The following is a 15,248-nucleotide window of genomic DNA, read 5'->3' on the forward strand; positions in this document are numbered from 1 at the left end:
TCTTTCCATCACGGTGAGGGTGGTGCTACTGCGGGTCGCCGGGTCGAAGGTAGGCCCGTTGGCCGGTCTTGCGCTCGCGATATGCGTCGAACGCCTCGCGGGTCGAGGTGAGCTCGGAGACCTCGCTCACCGGCACGTCCCACCACGACGCGGAGTCGGGGCCGTGGACGAGCGGGTCGGTCTGGACGTGGATGACGAAGGGACCGCCGTCGGCGGGCCACCCCTTCGCCTCGTGGATCGCGGCGGCGAGGCCGTCACGGTCCTCCACCTCGACGACGTGGGCGCCGAGGGAGCGGGCGTTGGCGGCGAGGTCGACGGGCAGGGTCTGCCCGTCGAGACGCCCGTCCGCCCCCCGGGCGCGGTAGGAGGTGCCGAAGCGCTGGCTGCCGAGCGACTGCGAGAGCGAGCCGATGGAGTGGAAGCCGTGGTTCTGCACGAGGACGACGACGACCTTGACCCGCTCCTGCACGGCGGTGACGAGCTCGGTCGGCATCATGAGGTAGCCGCCGTCGCCGACCATCGCGAAGACGTCGCGGGTCTCGTCGGCCAGGCGCACGCCGATGGCGGCGGGCACCTCGTAGCCCATGCAGGAGTAGCCGTACTCGACGTGGTACCCGCGTCGGTCGCGCACGCGCCACGACTTGTGGAGGTCGCCGGGCATCGAGCCGGCAGCGCACAGGACGACGTCGCGCGGGTCGCTCAGCTCGTTGACGAGCCCGAGGACCTCGCCCTGGGTGAGCAGACCAGGCGCGAGGGCGGCGGTGACCTCGGCGGACGGGTGGTGGGCGGCCTCGACCTCGGCGTCCCAGCTCGACCAGAGCCGCTCCTGCTCCTCGCGGTAGCCGTCCTCGACCGACCAGCCCTCGAGGGCCTGCGCGAGCGCGACGAGGGACTCGCGGGCGTCCCCGACGACCATGACGCCGGAGTGCTTCACCGCGTCGACCGGGGCGACGTTGAGGTTGACGAAGCGCACCCCCTCGGCGGCGAAGGCGGTCCGCGAGGCCGTCGTGAAGTCCTGCCACCGCGTGCCCACGCCGATGACGACGTCGGCCTGCGCGGCGACCGCGTTGGCCGCGGTCGTACCGGTCGACCCGACGGCGCCGAGCAGCCGGGGGTCGCCGTGCAGCAGCGAGCCCTTGCCCGCCTGGGTCTCGCCGACGGGCATCCCCGTGTCCGCGCACAGCGCGGCGAGGGCCTCCTCGGCACGGGAGTAGTGCACGCCGCCGCCGGCGACGACCATGGGCCGCCGCGCGGAGCGGATGACCTGCGCGGCGCGGGCGATCGCCGCGGGCTCGGCCGGGGGCCGGCGCACGTGCCAGACGCGCTCGTCGAAGAGCTCGACCGGCCAGTCGTGGGCCTGCGCCTGCACGTCCTGGGGCAGCGAGATCGTCACGGCGCCGGTGTCGGCGGGGTCGGTGAGCACGCGCATCGCCTGGAGCAGGATCGCGGGCAGCTGCTCGGGGCGGCGCACCTCGTCGTAGAAGCGCGAGAGCGGTCGGAAGGCGTCGTTGACGGTGACGTCGGCGCTCACCGGGTGCTCGAGCTCTTGCAGCAGCGGTCCGGCCGAGCGGGTGGCGAAGGTCGAGGACGGCAGGAGCAGCACGGGCAGCCGGTTGATCGTCGCGAGCGCGGCGCCGGTGAGCATGTTCGTGCTGCCGGGGCCGACGGAGGCGGTGCACGCCCAGGTCTGCAGCCGGTCGCGCTGCTTGGCGAAGGCGACGGCGGTGTGCACCATCGCCTGCTCGTTGCGGGCCAGGACGTAGGGCAGACCGGGTCGCTCCCCCGCCTGCGTCGCGGCGAGCTCGTCCTGGAGCAGTGCCTGGCCCAGACCCGCGACGTTGCCGTGCCCGAAGATGCCCAGGCAGCCCTCGAGGAGGCGCTGCTGCACGCCGTCGCGCTCGCTGCGCTGGGCGGCGAGGAAGCGCACGACCGCCTGGGCGACGGTGAGGCGGACGGTCTGGCTCATCGGGTGGCTCCCATCGGCAGTCGGGGGTCGACGCGCTGCCCGGTCCAGCTCTCGCGGACCTGGCCGTGCGCGGGGTCGTCGCAGATGAGCCAGGCCCGCTCGGCGCCGGGACCGGCCATGACGTTGAGGTAGTACAGGTCGGCGTCGGGCGCGGCCATCGCCGGGCCGTGCCAGCCGTGCGGCACGAGGACGACGTCGCCGGTGCTCACCTCGACGAGCACGTCGATCGCACGCTCGTCGGTGCCGTAGACCTGCTGGTAGCCGACCGGGTCGAGGCCGTCGCCGCGCTCGGTGCCCCGGGTGACGGGCGCCCTCCCGGCGTCGGCGTCGCCGACGGCCTGGGTCTCGAAGTAGTAGATCTCCTCGAGCACGCTCTCCTCGCCGGGGCGGTCGCTGTCGTGCTTGTGCGGCGGGTAGGACGACCACCCCGCGGCCGGCGTGACGACCTCGCAGACGAGGATCTGCTCCGCCTCGGGCAGGGTGTCGGGCATGCCGTGGCCACGCACCTCGCGGCTGCAGCTGCCGGCGCCGCGCAGCTCGACGGGCGTCTCGTCGGCGGTGACGACCCGAGGGGTCCGTCCGCCGCCGGTGGGGTCGGCGACCTGGGCGCCGCACACGGCGACACGGGCGCCCTCGGCACCGGCACGAAGGAGCAGGGAGCGCCCGGCGGGCACGTAGGCGACGTCGCTCGGACCGGCGAAGACGCTCGTCCGACCGCGCAGGCCGAGGGTCTGGCCGTCGACGACGACGTCGACCGCTCCGACGAGCGGCACGACGACGACCTCCTCGCCATCGAGGTCGTGGTGCACCTCGCCGCCCGCGGCCAGCGCGGCCACGCGCAGCGACGTGTGCTGCCAGCCGTCGACGGCGTCGGTGATCTCGACCGCCCAGGGCGCACCGGCGGCGAAGGGGTGGAACCACCGCTCGTTGTCGGCGCCGGTGCGCGGGGCGCTCATCGCGCGCCCCCGTGCACGAGACCGGCCGCGATGTCGACGGCCGCGCCGACGTCGCCGTCCGGCGGGTAGAGCAGGGCCCGCCCGACGACGAGACCGCGCACCGAGGGCAGCCCGAGCGAGCGGCCCCACGCGTCGTAGCTGTCCTGGGGGTCCCCCTTCGGGTCCCCGCCGAGCAGGAGGGTCGGCATCGTCGTCGCGTCCATGACCCGCTCGAGGTCGTCGACGACCGGCAGCTTGAGCCAGGTGTACGCGCTGCTCGCGCCGAGGCCCGAGGCGACGTGGATCGACCGGATCGTGCTGTCGGGGTCGAGGAGGTTCTCGACCTTGCCGTCGCGGCGCCGGGAGAGGAAGGGCTCGACCATGGCCATGACCTCGTGCCGGGCGAGCTCGGTGACGGCCTGCGCGCTCGCCTCGAGGGTGGCGACCGTGCCGGGGTCGTCGAGGGCGATCCGCGTGAGCATCTTGCCGCCGTCGAGGCCGCGCGCGGCGATCTCGTCGGCGGTGTAGCCGGTGAAGCGGTCGTCGAGCTCGAAGACCGAGCCCTGCAGACCGCCGCGGTTCATCGACCCGATGACGACCTTGTCGTCGAGCGCGCCCATGAGCAGCAGGTCGTCGAGGACGTCGGGCGTGCCGAGGACGCCGTCGACACCGGGGCGCGAGAGGGCGGTCGCGAGGCGGTCGAGCAGGTCGCTGCGGCTGCCCATGGCCATCGCGTCGCCGCGCACGCCGAGGGCGCCGCGGGCGGGGTGGTCGGCCGCGACGACGAGCATCCGCCCGTCCTCGCCGACGAGCGGGCGGCGCCGCCGGCCGGCCCACATCCGCGCGACGAGGCCGGGGTCGGTGACCCGCAGGTCGGTGATCTGGGCGGGGCCGAGCCCGACGCGCTCGCTGGTCGTCATCGGGCCACCTCCTGGGTCTGCAGCGCGGCGAGGACCTCGTCCTCGGTGGGCATGGCGGTCGAGCACTCGAGCCGTGAGGCGACGATCGCACCCGCGACGTTGGCGAAGCGCAGGACGCGCTCGAGCTCCCAGCCGAGGAGCAGCCCGTGGCACAGCGCACCGCCGAAGGCGTCGCCGGCCCCGAGGCCGTTGACGACGTCGACGGGGTGGGTGGGGACCTCGACGCGCTCGTCACGGGTGGCCGCGAGGACCCCCTTCGGGCCCTGCTTGACGACGGCGAGCTCGAGACCGCGCTCGAGGAGCGCGTCGGCCGCACGGTGCGGGTCGCTCTCGCCGACCGCCACCTCGCACTCCTCGCGGTTGCCGACGGCCACGCTCACGTGCTCGAGCGCACGGGCGATCTCGGCGCCCGCGTCCCGCGGGTCCTCCCAGAACATCGGGCGGTAGTCGAGGTCGAGCACGCTCGGGTGGCGGCCGTCGCGGGCCGCGAGCGCCGCGTGGTGCGCGGCGCGCGAGGGCTCCTGCGACAGCCCGGTGACGGTGGCCCAGAAGATCTTCGCCTCGCGGATCGCCTCGAGCGGCAGCTCGTCGGGCTCGATCATGAGGTCGGGGGCGGTCGGGTAGCGGTAGAAGGAGAGCGGGAAGTCGTCCGGCGGGTGCACCTCGCAGAAGGTCACCGGCGTCGGCGGCACCCGGCCGGGCTCCCCGTCGAGGGTGCTGACGTAGCGGGCGTCGACGCCGAGCCGGGCTGCCTCGGCGCGCACGAAGCGGCCGAAGGCGTCCGGGCCGACCTTGCTGACGAGGGCGACGTCGTGGCCGTGGCGGGCCGCGGCGACGGCGACGTTCGTCGCGCTGCCGCCGAGGAACTTCTCGAAGGTGCGCACCTCCTCCAGCCCGACCCCGTGGTCGAGGGGGTAGATGTCGACCCCGGTGCGGCCGATGGCGACGACGTCGAAGACCACGGTGCGCTCACGCCCCCTTCGCGACGGAGAGCAGGTACGCGACCGAGGTGCGCACGTCGGCGACCGGGTCGGGACCCTCGCCGCCGTCGGCAGGATCGCCGGTGAGGATCGTGTCCTGCTCGAGGACGTACCAGCCCTGGTAGCCGTCGGCCTCGAGCGCGGTGACGATCGCGGCGATGTCGACGTCGCCGGCGCCGAGCGGCACGTACATCCCGGCGGCGACCGCCTCGGTGTACGTCGCGTCGCCGGCCTGGACCTTGCGGGCCCAGGCGAGGTCGACGTCCTTGAGGTGCATGTGGGCGATCCTGCCGGGGTGATCGGTGGCGACCGCGACCGGGTCACCGCCGCCGATGAGGAGGTGGCCGGTGTCGAGGCACAGCCCGATCCGCGAGCCGTCGAGGACCCGCTGGGTCTCCTCGCCGGACTCGACCATCGTGCCGACGTGCGGGTGGATCGTCGCGACGAGGCCGTGCGCGCGGGCGGCGTCGTCGATCCGGTCGAGGTTGGCGAGCAGGGTGCTCCAGCCGAGCTCGTCGAGCGCCGGGCGGTCGTCGTAGCCGTCGACCCCGGTCGCCGCGGCGATGACGACGGTGCTCGCGGACGCCGCGACGAGGCCCTCCATCGCGCTCTCGACGACCGGCAGCGGGTCGTGGGCCGGGTCGTGCAGGACGACGGGGACGAACTGCCCGACCGCGGCCAGGCCGTAGCCCGCGAGGGTGTCGGCCTTGGCCTGCGGGGCGTCGGGGAGGAACCCGTCGGGGCCGAACTCGGTGGCGCTGATGCCCAGCTCGCGCATCTGCGCCAGGACGGTCGGCGGCTGGTGCTGCCAGCCCCATCCGGGGACCTCGCACACCCCCCACGAGATGGGGGCGGCGGCGATGCGGTCGGGCACGGGGGTGGTCATGGTCGTCCTCACGAGGTGGCGGGGGCGGGCAGGGCGGAAGGGATCTCGCTCATGAGGACGGGGCGGCCCTCACGGCGGGAGAGGTCGCAGGCCTCGACGACGCGCGAGGCCTCGAGGGCGTCGTCGACGGTGCAGGGCGAAGGGGATCCGCCCACCATCGCGACGAAGCCGGCGAGCTCGTCGGCGAAGGCGGGGCGGAAGCGGGAGTAGAAGTCGGTGTGGACCGGGCCGGCCGGCTGGCTCGCGCCCGGCTCGACGCTGCGCAGGGCGAGGGAGTCGTCGAGACCGACGGCGACGGTGCCGTGCTCGCCGTGGACCTCGAGGCGCACGTCCTGGCCCTGGCCGTTGTAGCGGCTCGTCGAGAGCATCACGATGGTGCCGTCGTCGAGGGTGAGCAGGGCGGCCCCGGTGTCGACGTCGCCCGCGGCGGGGAAGAAGTCCGCCCCCTTCGTGCCGCCGACCGCGTAGACGCTCACGACCTCGCGGCCGGTGACGAAGCGGATGACGTCGGCGTCGTGCACGAGGCAGTCGCGGAAGATGCCGCCGCTGCCGGGGATGAAGTCCGCGGCCGGGGGGAGCATGTCGCTGGCGACGCCGCGCAGGGTGTGGACGAAGCCGAGCTCGCCGGAGCGCACGGCCTCGGCCGCCGCGCGGTAGCCGGCGTCGAAGCGGCGCTGGAAGCCGACGTGGACGGGGACGCCGCTGCGGCGGACGTGCTCTGCGACCTCGAGGATCTCGGTGAGGCTCGTCGCGAGCGGCTTCTCGCAGAAGGTCGGCAGCCCGGCGTCGACGGCCGCACGCACCCACGTGCCGTGGGCAGCCGAGCCGGTGGTGACGACGAGACCGTCGAGGTCGGCGGTGAGGAGCGCCTCGACGGGCACGGCGCTCACCGCGGCGAGGTGCTCCTCGGCCGCGGCCTGGAGGCCCTGCGCCCGACGGCCGTCGACGTCGGCGACGACGACCTCGCTCACCCCCGGGACCGCGCGCAGCGTCTGCACGTGGGAGGTCCCGATCCGTCCGAGCCCGACACAGCCGATCCGCACCCTGGCCACTCCTTCGTGACGTCCGTCGGGCCCCGTCGGCCCTCGCGGGGTCAACTCTGGCCGGATCCGCGCAGACCTGTCAAGCATTTGTCAGGACATTCTGACGTCGGGATGTCATTCGCCAGGTCGCTATCATCCGTCTCATGGCCGCCACCGAGCTCGACGTCGCCCTCGACCGGGACTCACCGGTGCCGCTCTACCACCAGATCGCCGAGCAGCTGAGCGCGGCGATCCACGACGGGCGGCTCGAATCGGGCGACGCCTTCGAGAACGAGATCGCCCTGGCCACGCGGCTCTCCGTGTCGCGCCCGACGATCCGGCGCGCGATCCAGGAGATGGTCGACCGCGGTCTGCTCGTGCGTCGGCGCGGGCTCGGCACGCACGTCGCCAACCGCAAGGTGCACCGCGAGGCCGTCCTGTCCTCGCTGTGGGACGACCTCGACGCGGCCGGTCGCTCGCCGCGCACGGAGGTGCTCGACCTCGAGCGCGCCGTCGACCCCCGCGCGGCCTCGATGCTCGACCTGCCGCCCGAGACCGAGCTGCTCTCGCTCACCCGCGTGCGCTACGCCGGCGACGACCCGCTCGCGCTCCTGCACAACTGGCTGCCGCCGAGCTCGGGCGAGATCGGCCGCGACGAGCTCGAGCGCGCGGGGCTGTACGCGGCGCTGCGCGGCCGGGGCGTGCGCCCGAGCGTCGCCCGCCAGTCCATCGGCGCCCGCATGCCCACCGCCGCCGAGCGCAAGGCGCTCCACATGCGCGCCGGCCAGCCCGTCCTCACGATGACCCGCGTCGCCTTCGACGCCGGCGGTACCGCCATCGAGCTCGGCGAGCATGCCTACCGCGCCGAGGACTACACGATCGACCTCATGGTCGACGAGCGCTGACCCCTTCGCTGGTCGAGGTGCGAAGGGGGACTCCTTCGCTGGTCGAGGTGCGAAGGGGGGACTCCTTCGCTGGTCGAGGTGCGAAGGGCGCTCAGCGCCCGAGCCTCGAGACCACCCGACCGTGCCCTCCCCGCGGTCAACGCGCGTCCCGCGGTGGGGGACTCACTTGACGGACGAGCCCCCCTGGGTGCTTACTAAGGACGACCTAAGTTGGTAGGTCGTCCTGAGCACGTCGAGAGAGACCACCATGCTCGTCAGCAACGCCCTCATCGGCCTGCGCGAAGGCCTCGAGGCCGCGCTCGTCGTCGTCATCCTCATCGCCTTCCTCGCCAAGACCGGCCGGACCTGGGCGATGAAGTGGGTCTGGGCCGGCGTCGCGACCGCGATCGTGCTGTCCGTCGTCCTCGGCGCGGTCCTCACCTTCGGCACCCGCCAGCTGAGCTTCGAGACCCAGGAGCTCATCGGTGGCAGCGCCTCGATCCTCGCGGTCGGCTTCGTCACCGTCATGGTCTTCTGGATGCGCACGGCCGCCCGGACGATCTCCGGCGAGCTCAAGGGCCGTCTCGACCGCGCCCTCGACCTCGGCCCGCTCGCGATCGCGCTCGTCGGCTTCCTCGGCGTCGGCCGTGAGGGCCTGGAGACCGCGATCTTCTTCTACGCGACGACCGAGGCCGCCGGCGCGGGCACCTACCAGCCCCTCGTCGGATGGGCGATCGGCCTGCTCTCCGCCGTCGCGCTCGGCGTGCTCATCTACCGCGGCGCGATCCGGATCAACCTCTCCGTCTTCTTCCGCTGGACCGGCGTCTTCCTCGTCGTCGTCGCCGCCGGGATCCTCGCCTACGGCATCCACGACCTGCAGGAGGCCGGCTTCCTGCCCGGCCTCAACGCCCTCGCCTTCGACGTCTCGCACGTCATCGCCCCCGACGGCTGGCTCGGCACCCTGCTCAAGGGCTTCTTCAACTTCACCCCCGCGACGACCTGGCTGCAGGCCATCGCCTGGACCGCGTACATCGCGATCGTCCTGCCCCTCTTCCTGCGGCCCACCAGCGGCGTGACGAGCGCCCCGCGCCCCGCCGCCGCGCAGTCCGCCTGACCGACCCGCCCCACCTCGACCTGCACCGTCATGACCCGAAGGACCCCGATGCGCCGCACCGTCACCACCACCGCCCTCGGCCTGTCCGCGGCCCTCGCCCTCACCGCCTGCGGCGGGGACGCGAAGGACGCGAGCGCGGGCGGCGGCCCGATCGCCGTCACCGCGAGCGACACCGAGTGCTCGCTCGCCCGGGCCGAGGCACCGGCCGGCACCGTCGAGTTCGAGGTGAAGAACACCGGCTCGAAGGTCAACGAGTTCTACGTCTACGCCGAGGGCGACCGCATCGTCGGCGAGGTCGAGAACATCGCCCCCGGCCTCAGCCGCACCTTCCACGTCACCGTCGCCGAGCCGGGTACCTACGTCACCGCGTGCAAGCCGGGCATGGTCGGGGCCGGCATCCGCTCGGACTTCACGATCACCGGCGCCTCTGCTGCCCCGAAGTCGCAGGACGAGCAGCTCGTCGCCGCCACCGACGGCTACGAGCGCTACGTCGCGAGCCAGGCCGACGCCTTCGAGACCGAGACCGGCAAGTTCGTCGCTGCCGTGAAGAAGGGCGACGTCGCCCAGGCCAAGCGCCTCTACCCGACCGCCCGCTCGTACTGGGAGCGCATCGAGCCCGTCGCCGAGTCCTTCGGCGACCTCGACCCGAAGATCGACGGGCGCGCCGACGTCCTCGACGAGGGCATGAAGTTCACCGGCTACCACCGCCTCGAGCGCGACCTGTGGAAGACCGGCCTCCAGGACGACTCCGACGCGATCGCCGACCAGCTGAAGAGCGATGTCGCCGAGCTCGTGACGAAGGCCAAGGCCGTCGAGCTCGACCCGCTCCAGCTCGCCAACGGCTCCAAGGCCCTCCTCGACGAGATGGCCACCGGCAAGATCACCGGCGAGGAGGAGCGGTACAGCCACACCGACCTCTACGACTTCGCCGCGAACTTCGAGGGCAGCAAGTCGGCGATCAGCAGCCTGCGCCCGTACCTCAAGAAGGCCGACGCCGACCTCGTCACCTCCATCGACAAGAAGACCAAGGCCCTCGACACCGTCCTGCAGCAGCACGCGACCGCCGACGGCTGGGCCCTCTACACCGACCTGTCCGACGCCGAGGTCAAGGAGCTCTCCGACGCCCTCGACGCGCTGAGCGAGGACGTCGCGAAGGTCGCCGGCGTCGTCGCCGACGGGCAGTGAGCAGGGAGCACGAGATGAGCAGCACGGGCGAAGGGGTGGGCCGTCGCGCCCTCGTCGGGTCAGCCGCGGGCGCGGTCCTCGCGACCGGTCTCGCGGTCGGCACCTCCCGGGCGGCGCACGCGAGCGCTCCCCCGGCCGCTCCCGCGGCCGACCCGGAGGAGGGCGTCGTCCCCTTCCGCGGCGAGCACCAGGCCGGCATCACCACCGCCGCCCAGGACCGCATGCACTTCGTCGCGCTCGACGTGACGACCGACGACGTCGACGAGCTGCGCGAGATGCTCACCGCGTGGACCCGCGCCGCCGAGCGGATGACGGTCGGCGCCGAGGCCGCCCCCGGCGGCGTGGTCGGCGGCGGGCCGTGGAAGGTCCCCGAGGACACCGGCGAGGCGATGGACCTGCCGCCGTCGAGCCTGACGATCACCATCGGCTACGGCCCGAGCCTCTTCGAGCGGCTCGGCATCGAGGACCGCCGCCCGGAGGCGCTGCGCGAGCTGCCCCCCTTCGCCGGCGACGACCTCGACGAGGCGCGCTCGGGCGGCGACATCTGCATCCAGGCGTGCGCCGACGACCCGCAGGTCGCCGTGCACGCCGTGCGCAACCTCGTGCGCCTCGGCTTCGGCACCGTCTCGGTGCGCTGGAGCCAGCTCGGCTTCGGGCGCACCTCGTCGACGTCGACGAGCCAGGCCACCCCGCGCAACCTCTTCGGCTTCAAGGACGGCACGGCCAACATCAAGGCCGAGGACCCGCAGGCCCTCGCCGAGCACGTGTGGATCGACCCGCAGGACGTGCCGGGCGAGGCCGCGTGGCTGGCGGGCGGCTCCTACCTCGTGGCCCGACGGATCCGGATGCACGTCGAGGTGTGGGACCGCACCCACCTGCAGGAGCAGCAGACCGTCATCGGGCGCGACAAGGGGGTCGGCGCGCCCCTCGGCCGCTCGGCCGAGATGGACGAGCCGGACTTCGCGGCGAAGGGGGCGGACGGCGCCCCGGCGATCGACGTCGCCGCCCATGTGCGGCTGGCGCACGCCGACAACCTCGACGGGGTGCGCATCCTGCGCCGCGGCTACAACTTCACCGACGGCACCGACGGGCTGGGCCACCTCGACGCGGGCCTCTTCTTCGTCGCCTTCTGCCGCGACGCGCACCGGCAGTTCGTGCCGATGCAGCGGGCGCTGGCGCGCGCGGACCTCCTCAACGAGTACATCGAGCACACGGGCAGCGCGCTCTTCGTCGTCCCGCCCGGCCTGGCGCCGGAGGAGGACTGGGGCACGCAGCTGCTCGGCTGACCCTCAGCGCACCGCGCGGGTCACCAGGGCTTCTCGGCGTAGTCCCCGCCGTTGCTCTCCTCTGCCTCGTCGATCTTCTTCTTCGTCTCGGCGTCGCCCTGCCCGGCCTTGTTCTTCTCCTCGAGCTGCTTCTGCTTCTCGTCCTTCTGGGGGTCCTCGCCCTCGCCCTCGGAGTCGTCCTTCGAGGGGTCCTGCTCCTCGTCCTCGCCGTCGCCCTCCTCGGGCTGGGTCTTCTCCTCGAGGCGCTGCTTGGACTCCTGCTGCTTCTGCCCGGCCTCGCCGCCGTTGCCGTCGGCGGACCCGTCGAGGCAGCCCTCCGGCCCGCCCTCGATGAGGGCGAGGGCCTCCTCGGCGATCTTCTTCTCGCCCTCGGTGTCGCCGGCCTCGCCCGCGGCGTCGGACTGGCGCTCGATCGTCAGCACGAGGTTGGTGCGCACGGTGCAGTCGTCCTGCGGGTTGCCGGTGCGCCCGAGCGCGAGCTCGAGGTCGCGCCGCCCGCCCTCGAGGTCGCCCTCCATGGCCCGCCCGGTGCCCTCGACGTACGGCGCGCGCCAGCGCTGCACGATGTCGACGATGCCGAGACGCTCGCCCGCGGTCCGCACGCCGGCGCCGTCGCCGCTCTCGTGCGCCCCTCCGGCGCTGCTCGTGAGCACCGGCAGGCTGAGCAGCTTGAGCGCGAGGAGCAGCACGAGCAGGACGGGCAGCGCGGAGGCGAGGAGCAGCCGGCGTCGACGACGCACCCACGGGGTCGTACTCATGACGCCTCCATCTCACGGGCCGCCCGGGTGATGCGCGAGACGTCGCGCGACACGAGCCACAGGTCGACGAGGAGCAGCGCGGCGGCGAGGGTGGCGAGCACCCACACGAGCGAGACGTGGGTCGGGGTCGACGCGGACGCGTCCTCGACGAGCTCGCCCGGCTCGGCCTGGGCGAGCGCCGGCGCGATGTCGCCGCCCTCGCGGTGCACGTAGGGCACCCCGAGCTGCTCGGCGACCTTCTTCAGGTCGTCCTCGCTGGCCTTCGAGATCGCGGTCTGGCCGTCGGTCGTCGTGATGTCGCCGTCGCTCTCGCCGATCGAGGTGAGGTTGGCCATCGGTGCCCCCTTCGCCGTGCCGTAGCCGAGGACCGCGCCGCCGTCGACGAGGTCACCGAGGTCGAAGGGGGTCGGGGCCTGGCCGTTGGTCTGCTCCCCGTCGCCGAGGTAGAAGACGACGCGGGCCCGCTCGGGGTAGCGCTCCTTGCTCTTCGTCAGCGCGCCGCGCAGGTACTCGTCCGCGACGGTGATCGAGGAGCCCGCCGAGTAGAGCGTGATCTCCTGCGACATCGTGTCGACCGCCGTCTGCAGGGCGTTCGTGTCGGTCGTCAGCGGCATCGTCGCCCGCGCCGAGGAGTCGAAGGTGACGAGCGAGAAGCGCGCGCCGGGCAGCGCCTCGGCGATCTTCGGGATGTCCTCGCGGTAGCCGTCGAGACGTGGCTTGCCACCCGGGTAGTCACGCGCCATCGCCGAGCTCGTCGTGTCGGCGACGAACCACACGTTGATCGCCCGGCTCGCCTGGGGGGCCTGGGCGCCGGCGACGCCGGGACCGAGCAGGGCGAGCGCGACGGCGGCGGCGGCCCCGGTGCGCAGCGCCCAGCGACGGCGCTGGGCGGGCCGGGTGAGCAGGGCGGCGACGCACAGGCCGACGAGCACGAGCCCGAGCAGGACCGCGACCGGCCAGGGCAGGACGGGGTGCAGACCGAGACCGTTCATCGACGCCACCTCCAGGCCAGGGGCAGGTACGCGAAGAGACCGAGCACGAGGAGGAGCACCGGCCAGCGGGGCTTGTCCGTGCGCAGGAACTGCGGCTTGGTGTCGGGCAGACGGGCCGCCTCGAGCCGCTCGATCTCGTCGGTGATGCCCGTGACGGCCTCCTCGTCGGTGAGCGGGTAGGTCTTGCCGCCGGTGCCCTCGGTGGCGTCGACGAGCTCCTCGTGGGCGCGGCCGCTGTCGTTGGGGTCGATGGCGTAGACCCGCGCGCCGAGGTCCTCCGCCGCGCGGAAGGCCTCTTCCTGCGTGTACACGCCCCGCCCGGCGACCATGTTGTCGGTGCCGAGGATGATCGCCCGGGGGCGGTCCTCCTCGCGCCGGTCGAAGCCGTAGGTGCAGCTCGCGAGCCCGTCGGGGATGAGCGAGGTGCCCGAGCTGTTGGGGTTCCACGTGCCGGCCTGCGGGTCGAGCCCGTCGCCGCCGATCGAGGAGAAGCCGTTGGCGTACTCCTCGAGCTGGGTGGTCACGAGGTCGTAGTCGTCGGTGAGCGGGAAGGCGGTGACCGCCTGGCTGTCGAAGAGGACGAGACCGATCCGCTCGCCCTCGAAGCCCTTCACGACGTCGGCGAAGGAGCGCAGGATCGCCTGGTCGGTGACGAACATCGAGCCCGAGACGTCGAGGCAGAGCATGATGTCGCGGTTGCGCTTCTCCGGCTCGACGAGGTAGCCGTCGGCCGGGCGCGAGGCGGCCCAGGCCGCCGGCACGAAGACGAGGGCCAGCACCGCGGTGAGCACGAGCAGCTGACCGCGCAGCCGGGTCAGGGCCCGCCGGTAGACGGGCAGGTCGGTCATCCGTCGCGTGTGCGCCGCGAGGACGACCTCGCCGACGCGCTCCTGGCGGGCACGCCACCACGACGTCGCGGCGACGAGCACCGCGGCGAGGAGCACGAGCACCCCGAGCCACCACCAGGTCAGCTCCATCCGCCGACCACCTCCCGGGCCGCGCTCGCGGCCTTGGCGATGCTCGGAGGGGCGCTCTCGGCAGCGCCGAACTGGCTCGGGTAGTACGCGGCGATGAGGCGCGCGAGGTGCTCGGGCCCGCGCTTGCGCAGGTCGCGGGCGGTCATCTTCTCGGCGTCCAGGCCGCTCACCTCGGCGACGAAGCGGCGCACGACCTTCGACAGCTCGTGATGGCCGGCGCGCGCGGTGCGCTCGCCCTCGCGCACGGAGCGCTCGACCTCGTCGATCTGCGCGAGCGTCTCGCCGCGCAGCTTCACGAGCGCGCTCGGCGGCAGGGGCGCGTGGCTCTCGTCCTGCGGGGGCCGCGTCATGAGCCACACGACGCCGGCCCACACGAGGAGGAGCAGCAGGAGCAGGCCGCCGAGGAGCGGCCACACGACGCCGTAGCTGCCCGGGGGCAGGAAGCTCGGGTCAGCGTCCACGACGCCTCCGCTCGAGCAGGCCGATGACGGCGGGGACGACCTCGTCGCGCGAGCCGACCCGGACCTCGCCGACGTCGACCCGGCGGAAGGTCGTCTCGAGCTCGGCGCGGCGCACCCGCTCCTGCTCGGCGTAGACCGCCCCGATCTCCGGGGCGAGCTCGAGCAGCGCGGGCAGGGTCCGTCCGCTGCTCACGTCGCGCACCCGGGTCGAGGCGGGGACCCCGACGACGTCGAGGTCGGCGACGGTGACCCAGAGGATCTCGTGACGCAGCCGCAGCGTGCGCAGCACCGCCTCGACCTCGGCGGCGTGCACGCCGTCGTCGGCGACGACGAGGACGATCTTGCGGCCCGTGACATGACGGGCGACGTGGTGGAGCAGCCCCGGGAGGTCGCCCGAGGGCGTCGTCTCGCCGCTGCGGGCGAGCATCTCCTGGAGCAGGCGCTCGAGATGACCCTCGCTGGCCCGGGCGCGGGTGGGGTGGATCGCCCCCGGCCGCCCGCTCACCATCGCGACCTCGTCGCCGTGACGGACCGCGAGCCAGCCGATGACGCCGGCGGCGAGCACCGCGACGTCGCGCTTGCTCTCCCCCGAGGTCGTCGCGGCGGCCATCTCGCGCCCGCCGGGCACGACGAGGACGAGCCCGAAGTGCCGCTCGGCGACATAGCGCTTGATGAGCATCGAGCCGTGCCGGGCCGAGGCCCGCCAGTCGATGTCGCGGACGTCGTCGCCGGCCGTGTACTCGCGCAGGTCGTCGAAGTCCATCGAGCGACCCTTGTGGATCGAGGCATACCCGCCCTCGAGGAGCGCGAGCGAGCGACGGCGCACGTGGATCGAGAGCCGTCCCTTGACCTGCTGGACGAGTGAGGACATGTCGGTGCCGG

The 15,248-nt window shown here is 73.5% G+C and carries 15 protein-coding genes; 4 read left to right on the forward strand and 11 right to left on the reverse strand.

What is annotated here, in order from left to right; all coding sequences use genetic code 11:
* Positions 1-25 precede the first annotated feature (25 nt).
* Genes iolD through EEW87_RS11360 form a run of 6 tightly spaced genes read right to left on the reverse strand, consistent with a single transcriptional unit; the run spans position 26 to position 6,739 of the window.
* Positions 26-1,966: a 3D-(3,5/4)-trihydroxycyclohexane-1,2-dione acylhydrolase (decyclizing) gene (gene iolD / locus EEW87_RS11335; protein WP_123093474.1), complete on the reverse strand. Its 1,941-nt coding sequence runs from the start codon at positions 1,964-1,966 to the stop codon at positions 26-28.
* Positions 1,963-2,922 (reverse strand): 5-deoxy-glucuronate isomerase, encoded by a 960-nt coding sequence (gene iolB / locus EEW87_RS11340; protein WP_123093475.1) that lies wholly within the window; start codon positions 2,920-2,922, stop codon positions 1,963-1,965. Before iolB ends, iolD begins: the two co-directional genes overlap by 4 nt.
* Positions 2,919-3,821, reverse strand: coding sequence for a class I fructose-bisphosphate aldolase (locus EEW87_RS11345; protein ID WP_123093476.1), 903 nt, complete (start codon positions 3,819-3,821; stop codon positions 2,919-2,921). The genes iolB and EEW87_RS11345 overlap by 4 nt, the downstream gene beginning before the upstream one ends.
* Positions 3,818-4,783: a 5-dehydro-2-deoxygluconokinase gene (gene iolC / locus EEW87_RS11350; protein WP_123093477.1), complete on the reverse strand. Its 966-nt coding sequence runs from the start codon at positions 4,781-4,783 to the stop codon at positions 3,818-3,820. The genes EEW87_RS11345 and iolC overlap by 4 nt, the downstream gene beginning before the upstream one ends.
* A 7-nt stretch (positions 4,784-4,790) precedes the next feature.
* Positions 4,791-5,687: a TIM barrel protein gene (locus EEW87_RS11355; RefSeq protein WP_123093478.1), complete on the reverse strand. Its 897-nt coding sequence runs from the start codon at positions 5,685-5,687 to the stop codon at positions 4,791-4,793.
* Between the two features lie 8 nt (positions 5,688-5,695).
* Positions 5,696-6,739, reverse strand: coding sequence for a Gfo/Idh/MocA family protein (locus EEW87_RS11360; protein WP_318836132.1), 1,044 nt, complete (start codon positions 6,737-6,739; stop codon positions 5,696-5,698).
* Positions 6,740-6,873: 134 nt separating this feature from the next.
* Between EEW87_RS11360 and EEW87_RS11365 the strand changes: the two genes are divergently transcribed.
* The 4 genes from EEW87_RS11365 (at position 6,874) to efeB (ending at position 11,178) form a co-directional block, all read left to right on the forward strand.
* A complete protein-coding gene (locus EEW87_RS11365) occupies positions 6,874-7,614 on the forward strand; it encodes a GntR family transcriptional regulator (protein WP_123093480.1) in 741 nt (246 codons plus the stop codon).
* 247 nt (positions 7,615-7,861) lie between these two features.
* Positions 7,862-8,707, forward strand: coding sequence for an iron uptake transporter permease EfeU (gene efeU, locus EEW87_RS11370; protein ID WP_123093481.1), 846 nt, complete (start codon positions 7,862-7,864; stop codon positions 8,705-8,707).
* 48 nt (positions 8,708-8,755) lie between these two features.
* Positions 8,756-9,892 carry an iron uptake system protein EfeO gene (efeO, locus tag EEW87_RS11375; protein WP_123093482.1) on the forward strand — a complete coding sequence of 379 codons (1,137 nt, stop codon included), beginning with the start codon at positions 8,756-8,758 and terminating at the stop codon, positions 9,890-9,892.
* Positions 9,893-9,906: 14 nt separating this feature from the next.
* On the forward strand, positions 9,907-11,178 hold the full coding sequence (gene efeB / locus EEW87_RS11380) for an iron uptake transporter deferrochelatase/peroxidase subunit (protein ID WP_123093508.1): 1,272 nt from the start codon (positions 9,907-9,909) through the stop codon (positions 11,176-11,178).
* Positions 11,179-11,198: 20 nt separating this feature from the next.
* Here efeB and EEW87_RS11385 read toward each other — a convergent pair whose 3' ends face one another.
* The 5 genes from EEW87_RS11385 to EEW87_RS11405 are packed head-to-tail and all read right to left on the reverse strand — an operon-like array spanning position 11,199 to position 15,237.
* Positions 11,199-11,936 (reverse strand): hypothetical protein, encoded by a 738-nt coding sequence (locus EEW87_RS11385; protein ID WP_148041623.1) that lies wholly within the window; start codon positions 11,934-11,936, stop codon positions 11,199-11,201.
* Entirely contained in the window at positions 11,933-12,928 is a 996-nt protein-coding gene (locus EEW87_RS11390; RefSeq protein ID WP_083968254.1) for a vWA domain-containing protein, read from the reverse strand. Before EEW87_RS11390 ends, EEW87_RS11385 begins: the two co-directional genes overlap by 4 nt.
* Positions 12,925-13,905 (reverse strand): vWA domain-containing protein, encoded by a 981-nt coding sequence (locus tag EEW87_RS11395; protein WP_123093484.1) that lies wholly within the window; start codon positions 13,903-13,905, stop codon positions 12,925-12,927. The genes EEW87_RS11390 and EEW87_RS11395 overlap by 4 nt, the downstream gene beginning before the upstream one ends.
* Positions 13,896-14,366 (reverse strand): hypothetical protein, encoded by a 471-nt coding sequence (locus EEW87_RS11400; protein WP_123093485.1) that lies wholly within the window; start codon positions 14,364-14,366, stop codon positions 13,896-13,898. Before EEW87_RS11400 ends, EEW87_RS11395 begins: the two co-directional genes overlap by 10 nt.
* Positions 14,356-15,237, reverse strand: coding sequence for a DUF58 domain-containing protein (locus EEW87_RS11405; protein WP_068270743.1), 882 nt, complete (start codon positions 15,235-15,237; stop codon positions 14,356-14,358). Before EEW87_RS11405 ends, EEW87_RS11400 begins: the two co-directional genes overlap by 11 nt.
* Positions 15,238-15,248: the final 11 nt, after the last annotated feature.

Origin of the sequence: Janibacter melonis (assembly GCF_003721155.3) — a bacterium.
Classification (GTDB): Bacteria; Actinomycetota; Actinomycetes; order Actinomycetales; family Dermatophilaceae; genus Marihabitans; species Marihabitans melonis.

Excerpts from the sequence above, each read along its gene's own strand:
- iolD (WP_123093474.1), bottom strand. The coding sequence starts at position 1,966 with ATGAGCCAGACCGTCCGCCTCACCGTCGCCCAGGCGGTCGTGCGCTTC.
- iolB (WP_123093475.1), bottom strand. The coding sequence starts at position 2,922 with ATGAGCGCCCCGCGCACCGGCGCCGACAACGAGCGGTGGTTCCACCCC.
- EEW87_RS11345 (WP_123093476.1), bottom strand. The coding sequence starts at position 3,821 with ATGACGACCAGCGAGCGCGTCGGGCTCGGCCCCGCCCAGATCACCGAC.
- EEW87_RS11355 (WP_123093478.1), bottom strand. The coding sequence starts at position 5,687 with ATGACCACCCCCGTGCCCGACCGCATCGCCGCCGCCCCCATCTCGTGG.
- EEW87_RS11365 (WP_123093480.1), top strand. The coding sequence starts at position 6,874 with ATGGCCGCCACCGAGCTCGACGTCGCCCTCGACCGGGACTCACCGGTG.
- efeU (WP_123093481.1), top strand. The coding sequence starts at position 7,862 with ATGCTCGTCAGCAACGCCCTCATCGGCCTGCGCGAAGGCCTCGAGGCC.
- efeO (WP_123093482.1), top strand. The coding sequence starts at position 8,756 with ATGCGCCGCACCGTCACCACCACCGCCCTCGGCCTGTCCGCGGCCCTC.
- efeB (WP_123093508.1), top strand. The coding sequence starts at position 9,907 with ATGAGCAGCACGGGCGAAGGGGTGGGCCGTCGCGCCCTCGTCGGGTCA.
- EEW87_RS11385 (WP_148041623.1), bottom strand. The coding sequence starts at position 11,936 with ATGAGTACGACCCCGTGGGTGCGTCGTCGACGCCGGCTGCTCCTCGCC.
- EEW87_RS11390 (WP_083968254.1), bottom strand. The coding sequence starts at position 12,928 with ATGAACGGTCTCGGTCTGCACCCCGTCCTGCCCTGGCCGGTCGCGGTC.
- EEW87_RS11395 (WP_123093484.1), bottom strand. The coding sequence starts at position 13,905 with ATGGAGCTGACCTGGTGGTGGCTCGGGGTGCTCGTGCTCCTCGCCGCG.
- EEW87_RS11405 (WP_068270743.1), bottom strand. The coding sequence starts at position 15,237 with ATGTCCTCACTCGTCCAGCAGGTCAAGGGACGGCTCTCGATCCACGTG.